The following is a 23,748-nucleotide window of genomic DNA, read 5'->3' as shown; positions in this document are numbered from 1 at the left end:
ACATCAAGACTTTAAAAAGTTTTCAATGATTTTATTTCCTTCAGGAGTTAAAATTGACTCTGGATGGAACTGTAATCCATAAATAGGGTGTTCTTTATTACTTATTGCCATTATTTCCCCATCATCAGAAGTAGCTATTATCTCTAAATTAGAAGGCAAAGTTTCTTCTATTGCAGAGAGAGAATGGTAACGTCCAGCTGAAATTTCAGTTTTCATCTTGCTAAATAGTGGATGTTCATTATTTAAACGTATAATTGATGTTTTTCCATGAACTAAAGTTTTTGAATGATCAACTTTCCCTCCAAATGCTTCATAAATAGATTGGTGTCCTAAACAAACTCCTAAAATAGGAATTTTATCATAGAAATTCTTTACAATATCTATAGAGATACCTGCATTTTTTGGTCTTCCTGGACCTGGAGAAATAACAATATGATCTGGATTAAGCCTTTCAATCTCATTTATTGTTAATTCATCGTTACGTATAACTTTTATTTCAGAATTTACCTCCCCTATAATTTGATATAGATTATAAGAAAAACTATCATAGTTATCAACAAGTAATATCATAGTATCATTCCATTAAAATTATTCTAATATGTTATTCGATTAATAAAATTATATCATTAAATAAATTATTTTCACTCAATTCCTTTACAACCATAACTAAATTATTTTCACTCAATTCCTTTACAGCCATAAATAAATTTATTTTCATTCAATTCCTTTTTCAGCTATTTTTAGTGCATTTAAAACTGCTTGTGCTTTATTTAAACATTCCTGAAATTCTGATTCTGGGACACTATCTGCAACTATTCCTGCTCCTGAACGAACGAAAACTTTTCCTTTCTTAGAAAAAGCTATTCTAATAGCTATACATGTATCCATGTTTCCACCAAATCCAATGTAGCCAATAGCTCCTCCATAAATGCCCCTTTTATTATTTTCTAATTCATTTATTATTTCACATGCACGAATTTTTGGAGCTCCTGAAAGAGTTCCTGCAGGAATTATAGCATCGATAACATCTAAAACATCTTTATTTTCCATTATATCTCCTGTAACTGTTGAACCTATGTGCATTACATGGGAAAACTTTTCAACAGTAAGATACTTTTCAAGTTTAACTGAGCCTATGTTAGCTACTTTACCTATATCATTTCTTCCTAAATCAACTAACATATTATGCTCTGAAAGCTCTTTTTCATCATTTAAAAGATCTTTTTCAAGTTCCAAATCTTCTTGTTCATTTTTTCCTCGTGGCCTAGTTCCAGCTAATGGAAAAGTATATAATTTACCATTTTGAAGCTTAACCAGAGTTTCTGGAGATGCTCCTGCAATTTCAATGTCATCACTTGAGAAATAAAACATGTAAGGAGAAGGATTAGTTGTACGTAGAGTTCTGTAAGCATCCAATAGACTTCCTTCAATTTCAGCAGACAAAGAATTTGATAATACAACTTGAAAAATATCTCCTTCTTTGATATAATTTTTAGCTATTTTTACCATAGAACAATACTGTTCTTTAGAAAATAATGGCTTAAAATCAGTTTTAATTGTTAAATTCCCTTTATTTTTTTCATTACATTTTTTATATGATTTATTTTCTTTATCTTTTAATTTTTCCTCTTTTTCTTCATTTTCTTTTAATATACCTTTTTCTTTTTCTTCTTCTTTTATTTTACCCTCTTTAATAATTTTTACTAATTTTTTTAATTGTTTTTTAGCTATTTCATATTCTTCTTCTAAATTATCAGTTTTAATATTTACAATAAGAATTATTTTTTGTTTAAAGTTATCAAAAACAATTAATTTATCAAATAACATTAAATCTACATCTTTAAAAGATTCAAGATTTTCACCATCAAGGTTAAGAGACTTTTCACTATATTTAATATAATCGTATGCAAAGTACCCTACTAATCCTCCAGTGAATGGTGGCAAGTTAGATAAATTAGGGCTTTTATGTTTATTTATTATCTCCCTAATATATTTCCCAGGATTATTAGTTTTTTTAGAAAAGGATGTTTCACCATTTATTGTAAGAATGTTATTTTCACAAGTGATTTCAAGAAGTGGATCAAATCCTAAGAATGTATATCTGCCCCATTTTTCCAAATCTTCTACACTTTCTAATAAAAAGCAGTGCTGGCTCAAATTTTTCAATATTTTAAGTACTTCGATTGGAGTTTTGCTATCAGAAAATATTTCACGAGCAATAGGAATATATTGATAATCATCCTCATCCATAATCGCTTTAGCTTCTTTTAAAGTAGGGAAAATCATATTAATCATTTTTATTTTATTATTTTTCATTGAATTTTCTATTGATATTTTTATAATTGTTACATAAATAAGTTATATAAAGTACTATTTAAACCTTTGTAGAACATAAATGTACATTGTAATTTTAATCAAGAAAATTAGAATTAATTAAAATTAAATGAATTATAAAATTGAGGGTCTAACTTGATATAATTAATTCTTTTGAGATTTGTGATGGATATCTTAGGCCATTATTGATGAATTTTAACATATTTAGCCTTGTTTTTGATATGCCTACATAAGCTACCAGTTTAATAATTTCCTCATTATTCATAACTATAAAGTTATTATGAATTTATATATGTTTAAAGACATTTGTATTATGATAATATAATGATTTACTTATGAAAATATAATGTTATTATAATAAATATAGTATGTATTTATATATTATTAATTATAATAATGAATTAAATTAATATTCTATATAATCTAAACACTTATCATTGATCTCTGTTTGAATCATATGATTTTATTTATAATAAAAATAAATAATGTATTGAATTGTAAATTTATTTTCATAAAAATTAAAATTTTTGGAAGTGTATATTCTATTAAAATCAATTAAACATTGAATAACATCATATGATTAATAAAATATAGATAAAATATCATTATTATCAATAAAAATAAGTTAATTTATACAAAATTATAAATTTTAAAATTCAAATGATTGATTATAATATAATATTAAAAAATGACGATAATAAGGCCTAATAAAGATGATTAGTATGTCGTTTATCAAGTTAATTATTAAAAATCCTTTTAGAAAAAAGAGTAAAGCAATTTTATCCATATTTGGTTTAACTTTAGCAGTTTTAGTTCTTTTAACTTTATTTTCTTTCGTTGCATCTGTTGAAAATTCTGTAAATAAAAGTATAAAAGCCGGTGGTGACTTAACTATATCCAAAGGTGTGAATATTGGAGAAATGGATAATTTAAATAATGAAAATTTAAACAATGATAATAATCTAAATGGATTAAATACTAATGATCTGAAGATGATAAATTCAATGGATGGTGTTAAAAAGGCAATCCCTATTTATATTAATTATGCACAAGAATTCTCACGATATGATGAAAATTCATTTGAAGGCAATATATTATACTTCAGTGCCGAAAATTATGATTTAATTGGAATAGATTTAATTGATGGAAAAGTGTTTAATAATTCTAATGAAGTGATAGTGAGTAAAAATTATATAGATGATACAAATAATGCCATTGGGAAGCAAATAGTAATATATGGTAAGAGTTACACAATTGTGGGTATTTTTACTGGGAATACTATATACAATTATTTTGTAGCATTGTCTGTAAGTGAAATAAAACAAAATAAGTTTTCTAATTACACTTTCATCGAAAAAGTAGTTGTCGATTTAGAAGATGGTCACAATTCTGATTTGATTTCTGAAAATATTCTAGGACTAAATAAAGGATTTATTCCTATCTCTTCTGCTAATGATTTACCTAATAAACCACTTTATGAACTCATAAATAATATTATGGCATATGTATATTTATTCGCAATAACGTTTGGATCTGTGATAATTTTATATTCAACATTGTCCTCTGTAAATGACAGAATACGGGAAATTGGTGTTCTTAAATCAGTGGGCTGGAATAATAAAATGATTTTCATCATGATTATGGGGGAATCATTTATACTTTCTCTGATAGCTTGGATGATTGGATCTGTTATTTCAATAGTTTTAATACAGGTTATTATAAGTAATTTCTTATCCTTTGTACCTGTATTCAATCCAATGATTTTTATAAATACATTATTAATCATAGTCATTATTGCAATTTTTGGAGGATTATATCCTACTTACAAAGCAATGAAACTTTCCCCTACTGAATCTTTGAGATATGAATGAGATAAATAATATATCAAATATATGGTGATAAAGTGTCTTTTATAAAATTAATTTTAAAAAATCCATTTAGAAATAAGTTTAAGAGTATATTGACAGTTTCGATAATTACATTTGTAATTATATTGTTAATATTCTTAAGTTCTTTGAATATTTCTGGTATGTCTACTGTCAATAAAGATATTTCTGCTGGGGGAGATTTTATTGTAAAATCTAATAATACTATTTATACTACTGAAAATGAAGTTTTTTTCATGAATGAAAGCATTATTCCTGAAATAGAAAACATAACTGGTGTTGAAAAAGCAATTCCATTTAAAGAAACTTATTTTGATGAAGGAGTCTTCAGTTATATGATTAGAGGTGTCACATCAACAACCTTAAAAGATACTGGTACAAAAATTATTGAAGGAAAGTTTCCTTCAAATAATAATGAAGTGTTAATAGGAAGATATGTAGCAAGTGATTTAGATAAAAACACTGGTGATAGTATAACAATCCATAATAAAACATATATTGTATCTGGAATCTTTGGAGGGAATTATCAAATGGATTTCGAAGTTTTTATGTTGCCTGAAGCATTGAATAAAACAACGACTCCTATAGACTTAGAAGATATAGAACTTGTAGTTGTCCATGTGAAAAATGGTTCTAATATAGAGAATGTTAAAAATTCTGTTGAAGAACTACATAAAGGAAAAATCGTTGCAATATCTAATGTAAATGAATCAGAAGAGTATAAAATCTCATATGAATCAATCAACACCATTACTAATTATTTAAGTTTATCAGCGATGATTTTTGGTAGTTTATTGTTATTTTATGTAATGCTATCTTCTGTAAATAGTCGTGTGAGAGAATTAGGTGTTTTGAAAGCAGTAGGATGGAGCAATAATCAAATAATTACCATGATTATCGGTGAGTCAATGGTTATTTCAGGGATTACTTGGATTATTGGAGCTATTATTTCTGTGTTATTGATAGAATATATATTTCCAAACATACTGTTTTTGGATATTGTATGGGATATTTGGATATTCATAAAGGCTTTGATTATTGTGATAATAATTGGCATGATTGGCTGTTTATATCCTGCATATAAATCATCCAAAATATCCCCTACTGAAGCTTTAAGGTATGAATAAAACTAAGAATCAAATTCTATAAGATATTGGGTGGTTGTTATGGATGAAATCATTTCTATGAATGATGTTACAAAAAGTTATGAAAAAGGTAATATTAAAGCATTGAATGGAGTTAATATTAGAATTGATGAGGGAGATTTTGTTTCTATTGTTGGACCTTCTGGTTCTGGAAAATCAACATTATTAAACATGATAGGAGCATTAGATAAACCAGATCGTGGACATGTGAAAGTTGCAGGCCAAAATTTGCTTGAAAATGAGAATTTAAGTAAATTTAGAGCTGAAAAAATAGGGTTTATATTTCAGTTGCATAATTTAATTCCTACACTTTCTGTGAGAGAAAATGTCGAAATTCCAATGTATAGTCAAAAAATAGATTCTAAAGAGATGAAAAAACGATCATTTGAGCTTTTAGATTATATGGGACTAAAAAATCGTGCTAATGATAATATTACTAAACTTTCAGGTGGTGAAAGGCAAAGAGTAGCTATTGCAAGAGCTTTAGTTAATAAACCATCCATTATTCTTGCTGATGAACCAACAGGATCATTAGATTCAGAAAATGGTATAAAAGTTTTAAATATTCTAAAAAAACTCCATGATGATGAAAATGTGACTTTAATCATGATTACACATGACCAACAAATTGCAAAAATGGCTAACCATATTATAAAAATGAAAGATGGTAAAATAATTAGTTAATTATTGTTTAAATATTATCTCATATTAGTTAATTATTGTTTAAATATTATCTCATATTAGTTAATTATTGTTTAAATATTATCTCATAATTCTTACTTTAGAATATTATTTTATCATGATTAATATTTTTTAAAATAAATATTAAATAAGATTATTATAATAAATTAAACAATTATTAACTTGAATTATTTAACTTAAACAAAAATTCATATAATTCATTAATTAAAAAAAAAATTGTCAAAGACTCAATGCTGTCAACTTAAGGATTTACTATTATATTTCTTATGAAATATATTACTAATTAATGAGTTCATTTATAAAAATTTCCAATTTTTCTAATGGATTATCTAATTTGTTTCAAGGAAATTTTCTTAAGTTGACAGTATTGGACAAGGACTATAATTAAAAATAGAGAGGGTCGGCCAAAAATCCAAATCATGAAGTCAAAACCTTATTAAAATCAATGGTTTGACAATTGAAGAAAATTTTTTGATGGAAAAATTAATTTTGGCCAGCCATCATAGAATTAAAATAAAAAATTAAAATTGATAATAAACAAACCAAATTATTGTTGGAATCTTTTTCTATCAATTAATTCTTGTCTTTTACCCGCATTCCATCCGCCAGAAGCAGATTTAGCCCTGCCTACTTGTTGAACATATCCTGTTATTCTGTCGTACCATTCAACATCATCATGTTCACCACATGTAGGACATTGATCATTTAATCCTTTCATGAGAGTTTTACATTTAATACAAAAGCTTAAAGCAGAACTGTATGCCCAAAATCCAATGTCTGATTTTTTAGCTATTTTATTAGTTAGACTCATTAGTGAATTCGGATCAGAGTAAGATTCTCCCATGAATGCATGGAATATATGTCCTCCACCAGTTAAACTGTGATATTGTTCTTCTATTTTTATTTTATCAATTAAAGAAGTATTTGAATTTACTGGAACATGAGAAGAGTTGGTATAATAGTTAGCATCACTTTCTCCTTGAAGAATAGCTTTATCACCGAATTTCTCTTTATCTAGTGTTGCAAATCTATAAGCTGTTGATTCAGCAGGAGTCTGTAATACTGTCCATCTAAGTCCAGTCTCCTTTTTCAATTCTTGAGCTCTTTTATTTACATGTTCTAAAACTTTAACACCAAATTTATTTGAATTTGGATCATCAATTCCTGTACCAAACAATGATAGCAACATTTCATTAAGCCCTACAAAACCAAATGACATAGTTGAATTGTCTATTCTATAATATATATCATCTTCGACATCTTGATTAAGGAAAGGTAGTAAATTATAATTGTTTAAGCAATTTAATCCTTGTTCTCTTCTGATATTTAAAGCTTTAACAGATAGATCAATATAAGAATCGATATAATCAAATACTTCTGATTCGTCTTTGGATTGGTAAGCTATTCTTGGAAAATTTAAAGTTATGTATGCAAGGTTTCCTGTCCTTAAACAGTCTGTATCCCAGTCCCCAGTCCAATTATCTTGGAGACATGTCCTACATCCCATGTAGTTAGCCATGTTTCCTCGATATTTAGGTAACATGTTAGCAAAATAGGATGAACCATATTTAGCAGATAATTCATGGACTCTCAATAAATCATCTTCATATTCAGATGTTAGAGACTCTTTTCTCAAGGTGTAAATAGTGTTTGGGAAAAGATGTGGTTTTCCATCAGCATCCCCTTCCAATAGGGTTTCAGTGAAGGCTCTTTGAAGCATTCTAGTTTCTTCTTCAAAATCACCATAAGTTCCTACAACTTGACCTTTAGGACCATAAGCTGTTTCATCTTGGAGAAACTTAGGAACACTGAATTCTAGCCCCATGCTTGTAAATGGAACCTGTGAACCTCTTGCTGCATAAGCCATGTTAAGATTATATACTAACATTTGAACTGCTTGTTTAACTTCATCGTAAGGAAGTCCTTTTGCAAAAGGAGCAACAAATACATTCCAAAGAGACATTCCTTGACCTCCAGACATGTTCTGTTGAGCTGCAAGCATTATTTCCCCAGTATGATTCATTAATGTTTCAATATGGTTAGGAGGCCCAGCTACTGAGGTATGATCACCAGTACCATCTACTTTAAGACCATATTTAATAAATGTTCTAATATCATGTTGCATACAGTTTAAAGGTCTTCCTGCAAAGAATTCTAAATCATGTATATGTATATCCCCAGACATGTGTGCATCAGCCAAGTCTGATGGGAGCATGTGAAGAAGAGCATATTGTTTTAAAGCTTCATCAGCAACATATTTATGAACACTTTCAGGGTTGTGAATCATGTTTGCATTATCACGAGATCCATTTTCAATTAAGGAAGTAATATTGTAAACTGGAATACCTAGCCTAGTATATCTACTTCTTAGATCTTCTAATCCATATTCCACTAATTTAGTGTTTACTATTTCCCGTATCATTGGAGCAGTTAAATACTGAACATTGAGTTTTTTAAGCTCTTTCCAAACCTGAGAAGCTATTTCAAAAGCAGTTTCTTGAGATGCTCCAGTCTCTTCAATTAAAGTATTAGCTATTTTAGATAAGTCAAAAGATTCAATTTTATCTCTTGATGTTCTAACTTTCAATGTTGTGGTAGCCAAGTACTTATTAGCAGTTTCTTCATCGATCCCAGATAATTCCTCGTGAACAATCTTCTTTATTTCTTTAGTTGATATTCCATCATATACAGAAGAAATAATACTAGAGATGATTTTATCAGACTCTGATAAAGGAGTTTCAACTAATACTAATGATTTTAGAAGTTTTTCATGACTGAATCTCTCCAGTATTCCATTATTTTTTTTAACGCAGACTTTGATATTATTAGATAACAAATCTGCTATTTTAGTTTTGTTTTGCATCATTAACACCCTCGATAACAATATAAAAATGTAATAATTTAATCAGATATTAATGATAAAGAATGATAATTCTTTATCATTTTGCCATGATTTATTCAATAATATTTGAAGGAATACTAATTCGAGATTTAACATTTTTATATTGTAATAAATGATATATTCAATAAAATATTGTTAATTTTTTCATGATTCTTTATATAGACTCATATAAACATTAACAAAAAATACTAGTTTAAGAAAATAATTTATAATACCTATAAACTAATATCTATAAACTAATACCTATAAACTAATACCTATAAACTAATATCTATAATGTTTCATACCCATAGAACAAATAATAAAAATGGATATTTAAAAAAATTATATTCATATTCATTATTACTAATTTAAAATAATTGAATATTGAATAATCAACACCAATTAAGTATTCAAATATTTGTGAAATATAGTAGATAAACTTTTGGATTTTAATCAGTGATGTATAAACTAATTGAAAATTTAAGAAAGATAAAAGTAACAATAATTTATCTAATAAGCCATAAATTATTAAACAAATTAACGAAAAATGTATACTTTTTAAAACAAAAACCATCCAATTATATAATGGCAATGATAAAATGAACATTTCTAAATAATAATGAAAAATAGCTAATAATTAATAGTAAAAATAGCTAAAATTAGTAGTGAAAAATACTAATAAATAATTGTATGAATAGCTAAGAAATAGAAAAAATAAGGAGAACAAAAATCAAATCTCCTAAAAAATAAAATAAAACCTTAAACAATTAATATTGCTTACTTCTAATATTGATTCCAAATATACTTATTAATACTAGTATATTTAAATTGTTTTAACTCATATCCATATTATCAGTTTCATTATTACTTGTTGGCATGTCACAATCACATTTACTTCCTTCTCCCATTTCACACATCTCACAACAGTAATTATCACCAGTAGCATGCTCATGACAATTTAACATCTTACACTGTTCACATACGCCTTTTTCATCTCCTTGAAATACAAAAAACGATGCTGCAAAAGTAGCTGCACCTAAAAGAATTAATAGTAAAGCTATTATTGTATAGTTCCTTTTTTTCATAATTTTCTCCAATATTATTATATGTTTAATTTAAAAATATTGTAAATGATTTGAATCCCTTTTAAGAATTTAATTTAAGAAAGAAATAAATAGAAAATAAATATTCCTAATTTAAATCTTCTTAATTAGTCTTAATTATTTCAGTTCTTTTAATTTATTGATTGTTTTTCTTTAACTAAAGACTTTTCAATCTTAGTAAGTAATAAAGTGAGTGTTAATGATAATAATGTCATAGTAGCTATACCTGCCCAAATAAAAGAAACTTCCCCATTCATCTGAGATAACAGGATAAAATACCCTAATCCCTTTCCAGTAGTCATTCCCATCATTTCAACACCAAAAGCTATTAAGAATGCAAATAAAATTCCTAATCGTAGCCCTGTAAAAATATTTGGAAGTGCTGAGCGTAATTGCACTTTCCAAAATATATCAAACTTATCAAAGTTTGCAGATTTAGCTATTTTTATGTGAACAGGATTTACATTCTTCGCTCCAGAAACCGTATTATTTAATAACGGCCATTGTGCTGCCCAATAGATGACAAGAATCGTAGATAGCTCATTTATCAGTGTTACAAGTATTAGTAAATGAAAAAGTGTAAGGGGATTGAATTGCTCTAAAATTCTAAATAACGGATTAATAGAATGTTCTATTTCTTTAAAAAATCCTCCAAGTAAAAAGCCTAATGGAATAGCTATTAAAAGTGCTAGAAAAAGACCAATTAAAACTCTTAGTAATGTATATAATGTGTCTACAATAAGAGTTCCATAGAAAATTAAATGCCATATTGCAAGTATAATAGTTGAAGGTGATGATATAAAGTTAGAATCAAATATACCAACAATAGATAAAATCTCCCAAACTACTAGGAAAATAATAATTGCAATAAATTTAATGAAATATGATTTTATGTAATTAAAAACCTTAATAGAAGAAGTTTCTTTTTCTCTTTTTAAATTTTTAATAATCTTTTTATTCATTTAATTAATCCTTATTATTGAATCCTTATCATTGCTTTTTCAGTGCCACTATTATCCTTAGTACTTTAATTAGGTATATCATCAATACTGTATTAACCTTATTAATTCACTACTACTCCCCATTAATACATCCAATACTGTATTAACCTTATTAATTCACTACTACTCCCCATTAATACATCCAATACTGTATTAACCTTATTACTCTGTTAATAGCCCATTATAATTATTGTTCGTTTAATCAATTAATCACTTATTAATAATTATTAATAATTATTAACAATTTAATTAATCAATTAATAATTATTTTTTATTTATATGGAAAATAAGAATTACTGATTGAGTAAAAAATAATATATATCTAAAAAATATATACTATTAAGGATATTTGATGATTATCAAATTAGATAACCTCCAATAACCATAAAATTTACTCAATATATAATCCCTCATAGTTTTTAATTGTTTTACTGATTTGGTAAACTTAGATCCCAGGTATCTTTAAATTCTGTAGTATATAAATCTTTTGGTTCAAATTCACCTTCTTTTATTAATCCATCTGCTACCATAGCATCAATCCATTCTTGAATATAACCATCAACTTCTGCATCAAATGCTCCAGAAGGACTGTACCAATGAACATTTGCTGTATATGGCAAGTCTATATTTTTAGAGGTTATTTCTCCTGCTTCTTTTCTATTTTCATTTGACCATCTGTCAGCATCTTTAAAGGCTTTAATGAAGTCTCTAACTGTATTTGGATCTTCTTTAATGAAATCCTCATTAACAATAGCAAAGGATAATCCTGCAGCAGGACCAAATGCTTCAGAACTTGTAACTAAAATTCTTAATTTTTTATCTGAATCATCTGTTTCATTACTATTTTTTTCTGCTTTAGCGTAAAATGGAGGATGTAATGTTGCAATATCGATATCTCCCTGTAATAAAGCTTGTTCTTGTTGATTATCAGGAAGAACAACATATTCTACATTATCAGTACTTACATTGTTTTTTCTTAACCATGCATTAGTTTCTAAATCAGCACATACACCAGTAGATAAGACCCCTACTTTAATCTTACGATTGTTTTCTTTAACAAAAGTTTCAATATCCTTAGCGTCTTGTAATGGATTATCTTCCTTTACAAGCCAGTGCATATGTTCTTCATCAGAAGACCCATTTATAGGTTCTGCACCAGTTACTACAACAGCTTTCACTGGAACTCCACTTTTAATTAAATTAATTAAAGCATTTGGATGTCCATCATATACATTAAGTTCTCCACTTGTAAGTGCTGCTGGTTGTTGAGCATAAGGAATATCTCCTTTATCAACTACAGTAACATTATGTTTATCAAAAAACCCTTTTTCATAACCCACAAACCATGGGGTTCCAGAACAATCTTTTGTCACTGCCCCACTTATTGATCCTGCTTCTGCAGATTGTGGTAAAAATGCTATTACTCCCCCTACTACAATAACAACCACAACTAAAATAGCTATTAATGCTAATTTTTTATTCACCATTATTTTTTCTCCCTAAATTTATTGTTTTCTTCAATAAATAAATAAATAATATTTAAATAATAGATTAATTTTAGATAATAGATTAATTTTAAATAATAGATTAATCTTACATATATTAGTATATTCGAATTATAGAAATTCAATATACGAACGAAAAGAATAGGCAGGGCATTGCCCCTGTCTATTTATTTTTAATTTACACATTAATACATGTACTAATTCTCAACACATCATATCACTCACCCCATATCTTTGTTTAAATAATAAACTTGAATTTGTAATAATATTCATACTTCAACATCTTGCTTCCAAGTGGAAACCCTTCTTTCTAAATATAGAATCACATAATTTACAAGGTAACCAAGTAATGCAACAGTCACGATTCCAGCCCACATTTTAGGGATTTGCATTACCATTTGAGCTTGCATAATCATATGTCCCAGACCAGAAGTTGAACCTAACATTTCAGCACCAATAAGCATGAAAAATGCGAATACCGCACCCATACGAATTCCCGTGAATACAGTAGGTAATGAAGCTGGGATTAACACTTTAGTAAATATTGCTGCTTTTGATAAACCTGAAGATTTCGCCATCTTCACCAAAACAGGATCAACATTAGAAATACCTGTAATTGTATTGAGTAATATTGGCCATTGAGTGACCCAATAGATAATTGATATCTTAGAAAGTTCACCTATACCTAAAAATACTATAAAAATTGGGAACAGTGTGAAGGGGTTTGCCTGAGATAATAGTTGTAAAAGGGGATTAACTGCTTTTTCAAAGTTTTTAAAGAAACCACCTAATAAGAATCCCAGAGGTAATGCAACTAAAAGTGCAATTCCAAAACCTGCAAATACTCTCCACAAACTTATTATAGCATTAAACTGTAAAGTCCCATCAGCAGACAATCTCCACATTTCAGCTAGTATCGCTGTTGGAGTCGGAACAAAAATCTGATTTACAAGACCTAAAGTTGGAAGAATCTGCCAAGCTATTAAAAATATTATGATTGCAATATATTTGTGTAATGCAGACTTAAAGAAAGACACGATTGAAAATTTATTAGAGCTAATCTAAATCCCTCCACCTTTATCAATTACTTCATTTAGTTCAACTTCATGCTCAATTTCTTGGGATTTAATGACTTCTTCTTTTAAAAGCTCCCAAACTTTATGTCTTAGTCTTGCAAAATCTGAAGTACTTTTAAAATCCGTAGTAAAACGATATGATCGTGAAAATGGTATTTTTACTATTTCTTTAATAGTACCAGGTCTTGCAGTCATAATAGCTACTTTATCTGCTAAAAATATAGCTTCATCAATACTATGAGTAATGAAAACAACTGTTTTCTTTGTATTTTCTGTAATTTTAAGTAAATCTTCCTGTAGAATAGCTCTTGTTTGAGCATCTACAGCTGCAAATGGTTCATCCATTAATAATATTTCAGGATCAATAGCTAAAGCTCTTGCAATAGCTACTCTTTGCTTCATTCCCCCACTTAACTCGTGAGGATATCTATCTTCAAAACCAGATAATCCAACAAGAGAAAGATATTTCTTAGCAATTTCTTCACGTTCATTTTTTTCTTTTTCTGCTTCAAGTGGGAAAGTAACATTTTTAAGAGCACTTCTCCAAGGTAAAAGAGCATATTGTTGAAATACAATTCCTCTATCTAATCCTGGCCCATCAATTATTTTATTATCTATTTTAATTTCACCATCAGATGGTGTTGATAATCCTCCAATAATATCTAACAGAGTTGATTTTCCACATCCACTTGGACCTAAAATAACTAAAAACTCTCCATTATCTATATCTAAATTTACATCATCTAATGCTGTGAGATATTCTTCTTTAGAATCTTTGTTTTTAGTTTGAAAAGTTTTTTTAATCTTTGAAATACTAATTTTGAGGGCGTTATTTGACTGGTCATTATTAATAGCTTCTTTATCATATATTTCTTTAGTTTCGCTTATTTTATCACTTCTCCTTAATTTTTTTACAATTCATTAAGCAAGAAATCCATTAGATATTATTATACTAATTCATGAACCCTTTAGGACAAATAAAAAAATATAAAGTGATTATTTAATTAATAATACTCACTTATTATTAAAAAAATATCCACTATAATGGACCTGCTTTATCATAAAAGAGATCTTGTATTAAATTAAGTCCACCATCATATCCAACATAATTATCTCCTAAAACCAGCCTATTATATGAAGGGAAAGAAACAGTTACATGAGTAGTTTCTAATTCATCTTTAATAACAGATTCAAGAGAACTTGCATAAAGGTTTAAAAACGGTCTGTCTTTCAATAGCTGACTTATTTTAAAAGAATCTATTTCAAATATAATGTCTGGAGTAAATTCGATCTCTTCAGTACTTGTTATTGCATTAATAATATTCTCCCTATACTCTTTTGGAGGATTATCAGTGATGATAACAATGTCTGGAAGTTGACCAACTTCATCAGTCAAATACCGTGTGATGCTTACTGCAGTGTTTGAATCAGCTACAACTGCAAAATAAACATTAGGAATGTCAAACTGAAGAATATCTCCAGCATACTCTACTCCACGATAAACTCTACGTTCTTCTGTTTCAATTAAATCTTCAAGTTTTCTTTTATTGATAGGAAGTACTTCAGCCAACTTTCGTAAAAAGTTAGTGGTTTGAATAGGGCCTGTAGGTACTCCTGGAAAACTTACATAAGGTGTTCCAAACTTTTTTTCAAGTTTATTAGCAGCCCTATGTCCAACCCATGGAGATAAAACAATATTATATGCTGCAGCAGGAATTTTTTGAATTTTTTCAACAGTATCAAACTCTCCAAAAAGGACATTTGCTTCTATGCCAACTTTTGCAAGTAATTCTTTAGTAGCTCGAAGTTCTCCTTTCCAGAAGATATGCTGAAATGGAACAATACCTAATATATTGACTAATGTCTTTCTTTTTCTTCTTGCAGGTGTTAAAAATTGATCTGCAAGAGCTTCAAAGAAGAGTTCATAGCCTTCAAATGAATTCCCTTTAAATCCAGGAGCATTCACATGAATAATAGGTGCCTTATCTCTAAATTCATTAACTACTGCATCAACATCATCACCAATAAGTGATGGAACACACCCAGAAATCACTGTAAAGAATTCGCCTGTTGATATTTTTATTGTAGAATCAATAAGTTTCCTTAATTTATCTTCCCCTCCAAAAATAACATGTTCCTCAACAAGACAAGAACATGGTGTAGACGAACCTCCATAATCACCAGGTGCATTTTGAGCCCCTCCATAGTTAGCGCCAAATAGCTGACTCATACCACAACCTGAACCTGAATGAAGAATAGGTACACCTTCATTTAGCCCAACAGCTGCTTCATAAGCTCCAGATAATGTACACCCATATCGTGGAGCTTCCACTATTCTGGGAGAACTTGATTCATCTATATAATTTTCTGATTTATTATCACTCAATTTTTAATCTCCTAACTAAATATGAAAATAGATATATCATATTTTTTAAAATATTATCCATTTTAAATCAATTTTTAAGTTTATTTTCCTTTGAAAAATTAATTTTTAACTTAATTTCCATTTTTCAATTAATTTTTAACTTTATTTTCCTTTTTCAATTAATTTTCAAGTTTATTTCCCTTTTTCATTAATTTTTAACTTTATTTTCATTTTTCATTAATTTTTAAGTTTATTTCCCTTTTTCAGCAAAGTATAAAGGATCTGGCTGATCTAAGTACCATTTTTTTACACTAACTCCAGTATTCTCCTTAGAAAGCCTTTGTAGTGATTCATTTTTAAGTGCTTGTAGCAAGAAATTTCCATATGCAATTGCACCAGCATACCCTGCTTGAGTACTCCATTTTCTCGGATCCCCTCTTAAAGAGTGTAACCTTGAAACAGAACCTTCACGTTTCCAAGCTCCACCTTGGAAAGGACAAGTCAAAGCCATATCTGGCTTGGTTTGTTCGGTGATATGGAGTTGTTCTGCAGCTTGGAATGTATTTACCATGACATTAAAATCGCCAACTCTGTTAATAACATCTTCTAATTCATCAATCAATATATTATCAAAATCCTGAGCCATTGCAGAACTTGATGTAACACCTAACTCTTCAAAGTAAGGTAGCTGGGTAACAAGCCTTCCTTGTCCAAGAGAACCAAGAACATCAACTTTTTTACCCCCTCTTTCTTCTTCGATAGCTTTGAATTTTTTATTGATTTCTTCCATCTTAGGAACCCATTGTTTATGTTCTTCTTTGATAAGTTCTTCGACTTCTTTTTCTTTTCCAGTATACTTAGCTATTTCTCTAAGCCATTGATCAGTATTGACTATACCAATTGGAGAAGGATACATGAAAAACGGTACATCGAAATGTTGATGAAGTCCTCTTGAAAGATAATCTGTGTAAGTTGGACAAATTGGTGCAGTTACTGCTGCTTCTCCTAATTGTTCAAAATCCTCAACACTTGCAAACTCTGGAATGAAATTGGCTCTAAGACCTAATTTACCAAGAAGTCTTTCAATCTCTACTCTATCTTGCCATGCATAAGATAACATACTAGCTATATTAACTAAGTCTTTTTGTTTCTTTTTAGGTTTTTTAACGAGATATTTCAAAACACCGTGCCAAAATGCATCATATCCAGTCTGCATAATTTTAGATCTTACTCCTTCACAGTGAACTGGAACAATTGTTGCTTTTGTATCTGGCTGTATTTCATTTACAGCAGCTTCAATATCTTCACCGATGATTCCTGTAACACAAGTAGTTAGAATGAAAATAGCTTTTGGAGAATATCTTTTTTCTGCTTCTTTAACAGCTTCAATAAGTTTTTCTTTAGCACCAAAAACCACATCATCTTCACCAAGATTGGTGGTGAGCCAGTTAAGATTATAATTAGTAGGTTTTCCTAAAGCTTCTGGAATAGCTCCATACAATTCTTTATAACCTAATGCGGAATGAGAACATCCTACAGGACCATTAAATATTATTGCAGCATCTCTTATAGTTGAAACCCTAACAGCAAGATAAAAGTTAAGAATACAACCTCCAGATTGTTGAAATCCTCGTTCAGTACATTTTAAATTCCCATCCTTAGCATCCTGTAAAAGCTCAGTTGCTTTTCCAAAATACACATTTGTACCATTAGCACGTTGTTCACGTGTTGGGCATGTAACTTTATCAAGCTCTACAATGTAATCTTCTGAATCAAGTTCATTTTTAGCCATTTTATACCTCTTTTCTTCTATTCTATATATCACATTTTTATGTTCTATTTTTTTAAAATCGTGCCTTTATTATCCGATTTTTACTATTTTTTTATACATTTAAAAGGTTTTTTCATTGTTAATGATTTTTTCATTGTTTGATTATTTATTTAAATTTTAAAATCACCCTCTTCTTGTTTTTTTAGTTCAATAAGTTTGTCAGACCAGGATTCAGCCCAATCTTTAAGTTGATCACTTTCTAGTGGTGAAGGTACATATTCATTTTTATTTTTATAAATATCATTAGCTAATTTCTTGTAAACTTTTGCTTGGTCAGAGTCTGGATTTGCTTCTATTGTTGTTTTACCAGACAATTCTGCTTGAGTAACTGCAAGTGATCTTGGAACAAAGCCTGCTATTGTACTCTCAGTTTTTTTAACAAAATCTTCCAAAATATCTTTTTGTGCTGAAAATGTGATAGAATTTGCAATAAGACCACTGAAAAGAGCTCCTCCTCCAGTTGAATATTTTTTAATACCTTTGAAAAGATTATTAGCTGCATATATTGCCATGAAGTCTGCTGATGAAACTGTATAAACTTGATCTGCTACTCCTTCTCTTATAGGCATAGCAAAACCACCACAAACAACATCCCCAAGTACATCATATAAAACAACATCTGGAGAATATTCTTCAAAAACATTCTGTTGCTTTAAAAACTCAACAGCTGTAATTATGCCCCTTCCAGCACATCCTACACCTGGTTCAGGTCCTCCAGCCTCAATACAGTGAATACCATTGAAACCTTCAAATATCACATCTTCTATCTTAAGAGCCCCTCTCCCTTTACGCAAGGATTCAAGCACTGTTGGTATAGATTTTCCACCAGTTAATGTATTAGTAGAGTCACTTTTTGGATCACAACCGATTTGCATTACATTGTATCCCGCATCAGATAGTGCTGCACTAATATTTGATGTAGTAGTAGATTTTCCTATCCCACCTTTTCCATATATAGCAATTTCTTTTATTTTTTTCAATTTTTATACCTCGTTTTAAATATTAAGTCGAACAATAATTATAACAATTGTTATTTTTTAATAGTATTTATTATGTTCTTATAATCTAAAATAACATTGAAAATTATATTAAAAATAAGATTTAATAAATAACAGATAATAGCAGATAATAACTCGAAGTATTAACTTAACAATATGCCATTGAAATAAATTATAATAATATTAGAATAATACTAAAATAATGTTAAATTATAATCAAATTATTGTAATTACAAGTAATTACAACAAAATCAACAACAAAACTCAGAGTTATTAGATGCCAATATCTGCGATCAACACATAAAATCAATGATAGAACAAGACATGTGCCTTAAAAATAGTTTATAAGATGTGAAAAACCTATTGCATATATAGGTGAACCTACTGGTACTTAAATCATTAGCAGCATACTCTACTGATTCTTTTGTATTATAAAGTAAATTCATTTTTTGATCTCCATATATTTTGTTAAAGTCACACACAACACTAATTAAATAGATTTTTTATATCATTAATTATAACAATTGTTATTCTATAATTATCACACATCATATATAAAGTTACTGCTTAAATTATTTAATTTATAAATAATTTTAAATTTATTGAGCATTAATATAACAATTGTTATTATAATTAGTATTTTTCATATATAAAGGTTACTGTTCTAATCATATAATTAGAAATAAATAAGAAAAATGGTGGTAGTAAATTCTTTATAATATGAATATTTTAATATTTAATAACTAAATAAATAAGAATTATAAAATAAAGAATAATAAATAAAATAACAAACTAAATAAGAATTATAAAATAAAGAATAATAAATAAAATAACAAACTAAATAAGAATTATAAAATAAAGAATAATAAATAAAATAACTAAATAAATAAGAATTATAAAATAAAGAATAATAAATAAAATAACTAAATAAATAAGAATTATAAAATAAAGAATAATGATGAATGATAAAAAATTAAAAAATGGAACAATCTTTATTAATTATAAGAATACATCTAAAGAACTTTGTTTAGATTTATCACTTTCAAAGAGTGAATCGATTCCAAATTCTTGAATTTCTAATCTTTGGGTTAAATAATGTGTAATTGGGTATCTAGCTACTAAATCTCTGGAAATTTCTAGATATTTGACTACAGATCCTTTAGGAACACTTAAAATAAGGTTTGCTCCACATTTACATTTACCTGAAAGTGGCATTCTTCTATATTTTGAATTACAGGTAGTACATCTAACCTTTTGTTTAGAAAATGCTCTTGCATTACCCATTATATCAGGTAAGAAATGAGAGCTTAAAACTCCTTCAACAACTCCCCGTTGATCAACAGCTCTTATTTTTTCAGCTAATTCTATCTGAGATTCCACTTTTTCTTTCATAGAAGGTAGAGTTTTATAGAGACATATATTTGGACCTGCGTGAATATTTGAAGTATGATGAGAAAACATCAAATTTTCATATTGCGCTTGAGTTCCAAGATGCATAGAAACATTATCAACTAAATCTAAAGCATCAGATGGTTTTATAAACTCTTGAGTTTTATTAAAGAAATCCAATGATAATTTTTCCATAACATCTATATTATGTGACTCATCATCAATTTCTTCAGGATCAATTCTTGAAGATAAAACTAATGGAGCATCCATGCTTCCCCCACGTGTTCGGGGCAAATATGATTTAGAGAAATTGATTAATGCATCGAGAAGAAGCATTATAGAATCTTCATCACTATCACAATTTCTTCTTTTAGCTGAATGGAAATAAGGGTGAGCATAACAAGCTAATGCGTTTGTAAAACCTACAATACGACCAAGAACCCCTGCTGATGTATGAGGAGCAAGTCCTACTATTAAATGACCAATTAAATCCTCTTTTAAATTTACATTATAAAATTTATCCATCGAATAAAACTTATTTAGTAAATCATCCATGAAATTAGCTACATTGACTAGATATTCTCCACATTTATTAGATATTACAACATCTTGAACCTTTAACTCAACTATTTGTTTTTCATTTTCTATTTCATTTCCATAAGCATCATTTTCATATCCCATTTCTTTTAGTTTCTCAACTGTGACTCCAATTTCTTTAGGGATGAAATGAGTTAGTGGTAAATCAGTAGAATCATGTCTAATAGTAGCATCTTTAAAGGTGAAAACTTCATTCTTAGCTCTTAAAATTCCTTTTTCTAAAGGCTCTGGAAGTTTAGACTCAGAAATCATTCCTATAACACCTTTGATTTCATCTACTCTTCGAACATTAACATTTTCAGAAGCCTTTCTTAGCATCCCTGAGAGATTGATATTTTTTCTACTAGGAGTTCCAACTTCAGTTGGTGATCCACAATGAGGACATAAAGATTGAAAAGAGCTAATTTGACAGTTAGTACACCGCATTCTAGAAATTTCAATATTTATCTTTCCTTTTTTGGAAGCTTCAGCCACTAATCTTCGACTACCTCCAGCATTGCCTATTGGGAATAGAACATGGGGAGCTGGTTTCATTAATCTTTCTTTTGATTTCTCAGGTCTTCCAACACGAGTTCCTATGTAAATTGGTGCTTTAATTTTTATTTCAATAGCTGAAATCTTATTCACTGCATTAAGAGTGGAATCATTTTTAAGATTATCCTCAATAGCTAATTCTTCAGTTAAAGTATGAATCAAACTATAAGCATCATCTGAATTTAAAACAACTTGAGGATTTTCTTTTCCTTCTAATGTATGTGGAACTCCAATTATTTCTAAAATACGTTTTGAATAAGATAAATCTAGCTTAAGCTCTTCATCTTCAATAAAGCTATTTTTAAACTTAGATATCCATTTTATTAAAGAATTTAAATCTTCAATAGAAACATCATTATAGGAATAAGTGTAGTTTGGATGTAAAGGAACATCATACTTTTTAGAGATTTCAAATGCATCCTTAGCTGAGATATAACTATTTTCTTTGTTTTTAAAATCACCTAATTTTTCTAAATCTAAATCTCCTTCATTATATTTAGGAGAATTTTTAATAATTTCAATCCACCACTCTTCACACCAAGCTGAAGGAAGCAATGTTTGATTATTTCTTAAAAATTCGCCAAATGCAACTAACATATCACCTAAAAATAATATTTCAGCTATTTGTCCCTTAATTGCCTTAGCTTCTTTTACTGTAGATATTCTAACTACATTCCCATTTTTAAGCTTTACAAGAGGACCTTCAATTGAATCAACTGGAACAACACAGTTTCCTTTTCCAGGTCTCTCAATCTTAAGTTGAGTTCCAACAGCTAAAAATTCCAATAGCTGCATTGTAGCAGGATTTACCCCCATAGCTGCCAGACCTGTGTTTCTTGATCTACCATAACGTAACCTAAATCCTCCTTTTTCAGAAGGATAACCTAAAACTGGCCTTCCGCCAATAATATCCTGAATATACTTAGCATCATCCTTACCTGACTTTATTTTTTCTTCATCTGATATTTCTTCCTGATTAGAACTATTTTCATTTCCTTCTTTTTCTTTAGAATATTCTTCTAACCAAGTCCACCCATCAAGTTTAAGAGTGTGAGTATATTTTAAGACCTTTGCAGACTTTTGAATTACTCCTTCAACCATAGCAAGTAAAGCACCTCCTCTGATATTATTAGTTTCAACTCTTTCTAAATCCCTATGAGAAACTTCAACATTGTCTGTAGGCTCACCTGTAACTTCAACGGGGATGTTTTTTGCAGCTAACCTAACTTCATCAGGTTTTGGAGAGTATTGAAGATTTGTTACTTCAGATTCATAGAGTTCCACCTCTTCAACATAACGCTCAATTTCAGAATCAGTAGGTAGATAATTGCTTAAATTAGTAGCTACTTTAATACAATCCCCAATAAGAACGGCTAATGCAGCAGCAGTTCCTCCTGCACTTCTTATAGGTCCTGCAAAATAAACAGCCAGATATTCAGAGTTATCAGAGTTCTTTTTTATTTTAACCTTAGCTATTCCTTCAAGTGGTGCAGCTACAACTCCTTCTGTTAAAATAGCTAAAGCTGTCCTAACTGCCTGATCTGCAAGCCTTTCTCGTTCTGTATCGATTTCTCGCTGCTTTTTTCCTACCTCATCAAACTCTTGAGAAGATATTTCAGCAGCTATTTTAAAAGCCACTTCTTCCCTAGACATATCATCTTCAAGATCTTTAATCCTTTTAGCTATTCCTTCAGGGCCAACTAACCCCTCTACACGTTCAGCTAAATCCTTAGCTAGAGGAATTTCTGTTTCAGTTTGAGCATCTAATCCTTTCGACCTTGCCATGTTAGCTATTTCATATAATTCTTTAGTTTCCTTCTCTAATCCTTCAAAATAATCCATTTTATCACTTAATATCTATTTCAAAATGAAATCAAAATGTAATTGCAAAAAATAATAATTTTAATATCTTTATATACTATCTTTATAAATTATATACGATATTTATAAATTGTATACTATCTTTATGAATTATATATTATATTTATAAATTGTATATTATATTTATAAATTATGTGTGGTATTTATAAATTTAAGTATAATTATCATAAAAAATCTGAATTATGTATTATATTTATAAATTGTATATGATATTTATAAATTATGTGTGGTATTTATAAATTTAAGTATAATTATCATAAAAAATCTGATTATCATATAAAATTATAATTTGAAATAAAATATTTAACATTAATACAATTAATGATTTAAAATATAATTATAATATTTATTATGGAAAATTGTTTATAAAATTAATATGTAAAAATTAGTATTTAATTTTAATGTAAGGATATAAATTAATGAATAATATTTTACTAACTATGGAATATTGAAATTTTTGATAATTTTGACATATTGAGATAGTCATCTTAGAAATAGCTATTTAGTTAGTGTAGTT

At 28.5% G+C, this 23,748-nt stretch carries 16 protein-coding genes; 3 read left to right on the top strand and 13 right to left on the bottom strand.

What is annotated here, in order from left to right; all coding sequences use genetic code 11:
* Nucleotides 1-3: 3 nt before the first annotated feature.
* Both MBCUT_RS09610 and MBCUT_RS09605 read right to left on the bottom strand, forming a co-directional pair.
* On the bottom strand, nucleotides 4-570 hold the full coding sequence (locus tag MBCUT_RS09610) for an anthranilate synthase component II (RefSeq protein ID WP_067260458.1): 567 nt from the start codon (nucleotides 568-570) through the stop codon (nucleotides 4-6).
* A gap of 144 nt (nucleotides 571-714) precedes the next feature.
* A complete protein-coding gene (locus tag MBCUT_RS09605) occupies nucleotides 715-2,286 on the bottom strand; it encodes a chorismate-binding protein (RefSeq protein ID WP_067260474.1) in 1,572 nt (523 codons plus the stop codon).
* A gap of 770 nt (nucleotides 2,287-3,056) precedes the next feature.
* On the opposite strand from MBCUT_RS09605, the gene MBCUT_RS09600 reads away from it, so the two are divergent.
* From MBCUT_RS09600 to MBCUT_RS09590, 3 genes are read left to right on the top strand one after another with little or no spacing between them, the layout of a single operon-like run.
* Nucleotides 3,057-4,205, top strand: a complete 1,149-nt coding sequence (locus tag MBCUT_RS09600) for an ABC transporter permease (protein WP_067260457.1) — start codon at nucleotides 3,057-3,059, stop codon at nucleotides 4,203-4,205.
* 32 nt (nucleotides 4,206-4,237) lie between these two features.
* Complete coding sequence (locus tag MBCUT_RS09595; RefSeq protein ID WP_067260456.1) at nucleotides 4,238-5,347, top strand: ABC transporter permease; 1,110 nt, start codon at nucleotides 4,238-4,240, stop codon at nucleotides 5,345-5,347.
* A gap of 39 nt (nucleotides 5,348-5,386) precedes the next feature.
* A complete protein-coding gene (locus tag MBCUT_RS09590) occupies nucleotides 5,387-6,049 on the top strand; it encodes an ABC transporter ATP-binding protein (RefSeq protein ID WP_067260455.1) in 663 nt (220 codons plus the stop codon).
* Nucleotides 6,050-6,614: 565 nt separating this feature from the next.
* Here the strand turns inward: MBCUT_RS09590 and nrdD are convergent.
* The 11 genes from nrdD to polC all read right to left on the bottom strand — a co-directional run bounded on the left by nrdD (nucleotide 6,615) and on the right by polC (nucleotide 23,192).
* Nucleotides 6,615-8,930, bottom strand: a complete 2,316-nt coding sequence (nrdD, locus tag MBCUT_RS09585) for an anaerobic ribonucleoside-triphosphate reductase (protein WP_067260454.1) — start codon at nucleotides 8,928-8,930, stop codon at nucleotides 6,615-6,617.
* 854 nt (nucleotides 8,931-9,784) lie between these two features.
* Entirely contained in the window at nucleotides 9,785-10,036 is a 252-nt protein-coding gene (locus MBCUT_RS09580; protein WP_067260453.1) for a hypothetical protein, read from the bottom strand.
* 149 nt (nucleotides 10,037-10,185) lie between these two features.
* Nucleotides 10,186-11,016: an ABC transporter permease gene (locus MBCUT_RS09575; RefSeq protein ID WP_067260452.1), complete on the bottom strand. Its 831-nt coding sequence runs from the start codon at nucleotides 11,014-11,016 to the stop codon at nucleotides 10,186-10,188.
* Nucleotides 11,017-11,483: 467 nt separating this feature from the next.
* Nucleotides 11,484-12,542, bottom strand: a complete 1,059-nt coding sequence (locus MBCUT_RS09570; protein WP_067260451.1) for an ABC transporter substrate-binding protein — start codon at nucleotides 12,540-12,542, stop codon at nucleotides 11,484-11,486.
* A 287-nt stretch (nucleotides 12,543-12,829) separates the two neighbouring features.
* The gene (locus tag MBCUT_RS09565; protein ID WP_211263804.1) at nucleotides 12,830-13,597 is read right to left on the bottom strand and encodes an ABC transporter permease; all 768 of its coding nucleotides are present in this window, start codon (nucleotides 13,595-13,597) and stop codon (nucleotides 12,830-12,832) included.
* A gap of 24 nt (nucleotides 13,598-13,621) precedes the next feature.
* Nucleotides 13,622-14,440 carry an ABC transporter ATP-binding protein gene (locus tag MBCUT_RS09560; RefSeq protein WP_211263805.1) on the bottom strand — a complete coding sequence of 273 codons (819 nt, stop codon included), beginning with the start codon at nucleotides 14,438-14,440 and terminating at the stop codon, nucleotides 13,622-13,624.
* Between the two features lie 235 nt (nucleotides 14,441-14,675).
* Nucleotides 14,676-16,022: a nitrogenase component 1 gene (locus MBCUT_RS09555; RefSeq protein WP_067260448.1), complete on the bottom strand. Its 1,347-nt coding sequence runs from the start codon at nucleotides 16,020-16,022 to the stop codon at nucleotides 14,676-14,678.
* A 229-nt stretch (nucleotides 16,023-16,251) separates the two neighbouring features.
* Nucleotides 16,252-17,793 (bottom strand): nitrogenase component 1, encoded by a 1,542-nt coding sequence (locus tag MBCUT_RS09550; protein ID WP_067260447.1) that lies wholly within the window; start codon nucleotides 17,791-17,793, stop codon nucleotides 16,252-16,254.
* 149 nt (nucleotides 17,794-17,942) lie between these two features.
* Complete coding sequence (locus tag MBCUT_RS09545; RefSeq protein ID WP_067260446.1) at nucleotides 17,943-18,812, bottom strand: nucleotide-binding protein; 870 nt, start codon at nucleotides 18,810-18,812, stop codon at nucleotides 17,943-17,945.
* 311 nt (nucleotides 18,813-19,123) lie between these two features.
* Nucleotides 19,124-19,276, bottom strand: coding sequence for a hypothetical protein (locus tag MBCUT_RS11025; RefSeq protein WP_157082569.1), 153 nt, complete (start codon nucleotides 19,274-19,276; stop codon nucleotides 19,124-19,126).
* Nucleotides 19,277-19,829: 553 nt separating this feature from the next.
* Nucleotides 19,830-23,192 carry a DNA polymerase II large subunit gene (gene polC, locus MBCUT_RS09540; RefSeq protein WP_067260445.1) on the bottom strand — a complete coding sequence of 1,121 codons (3,363 nt, stop codon included), beginning with the start codon at nucleotides 23,190-23,192 and terminating at the stop codon, nucleotides 19,830-19,832.
* Nucleotides 23,193-23,748: the final 556 nt, after the last annotated feature.

Source organism: Methanobrevibacter cuticularis (assembly GCF_001639285.1).
Taxonomy (GTDB): Archaea; Methanobacteriota; Methanobacteria; order Methanobacteriales; family Methanobacteriaceae; genus Methanobaculum; species Methanobaculum cuticulare.
The sequence above is the reverse complement of the archived record's forward strand: the minus strand, read 5'-3'. Positions and strand labels throughout refer to the sequence as shown.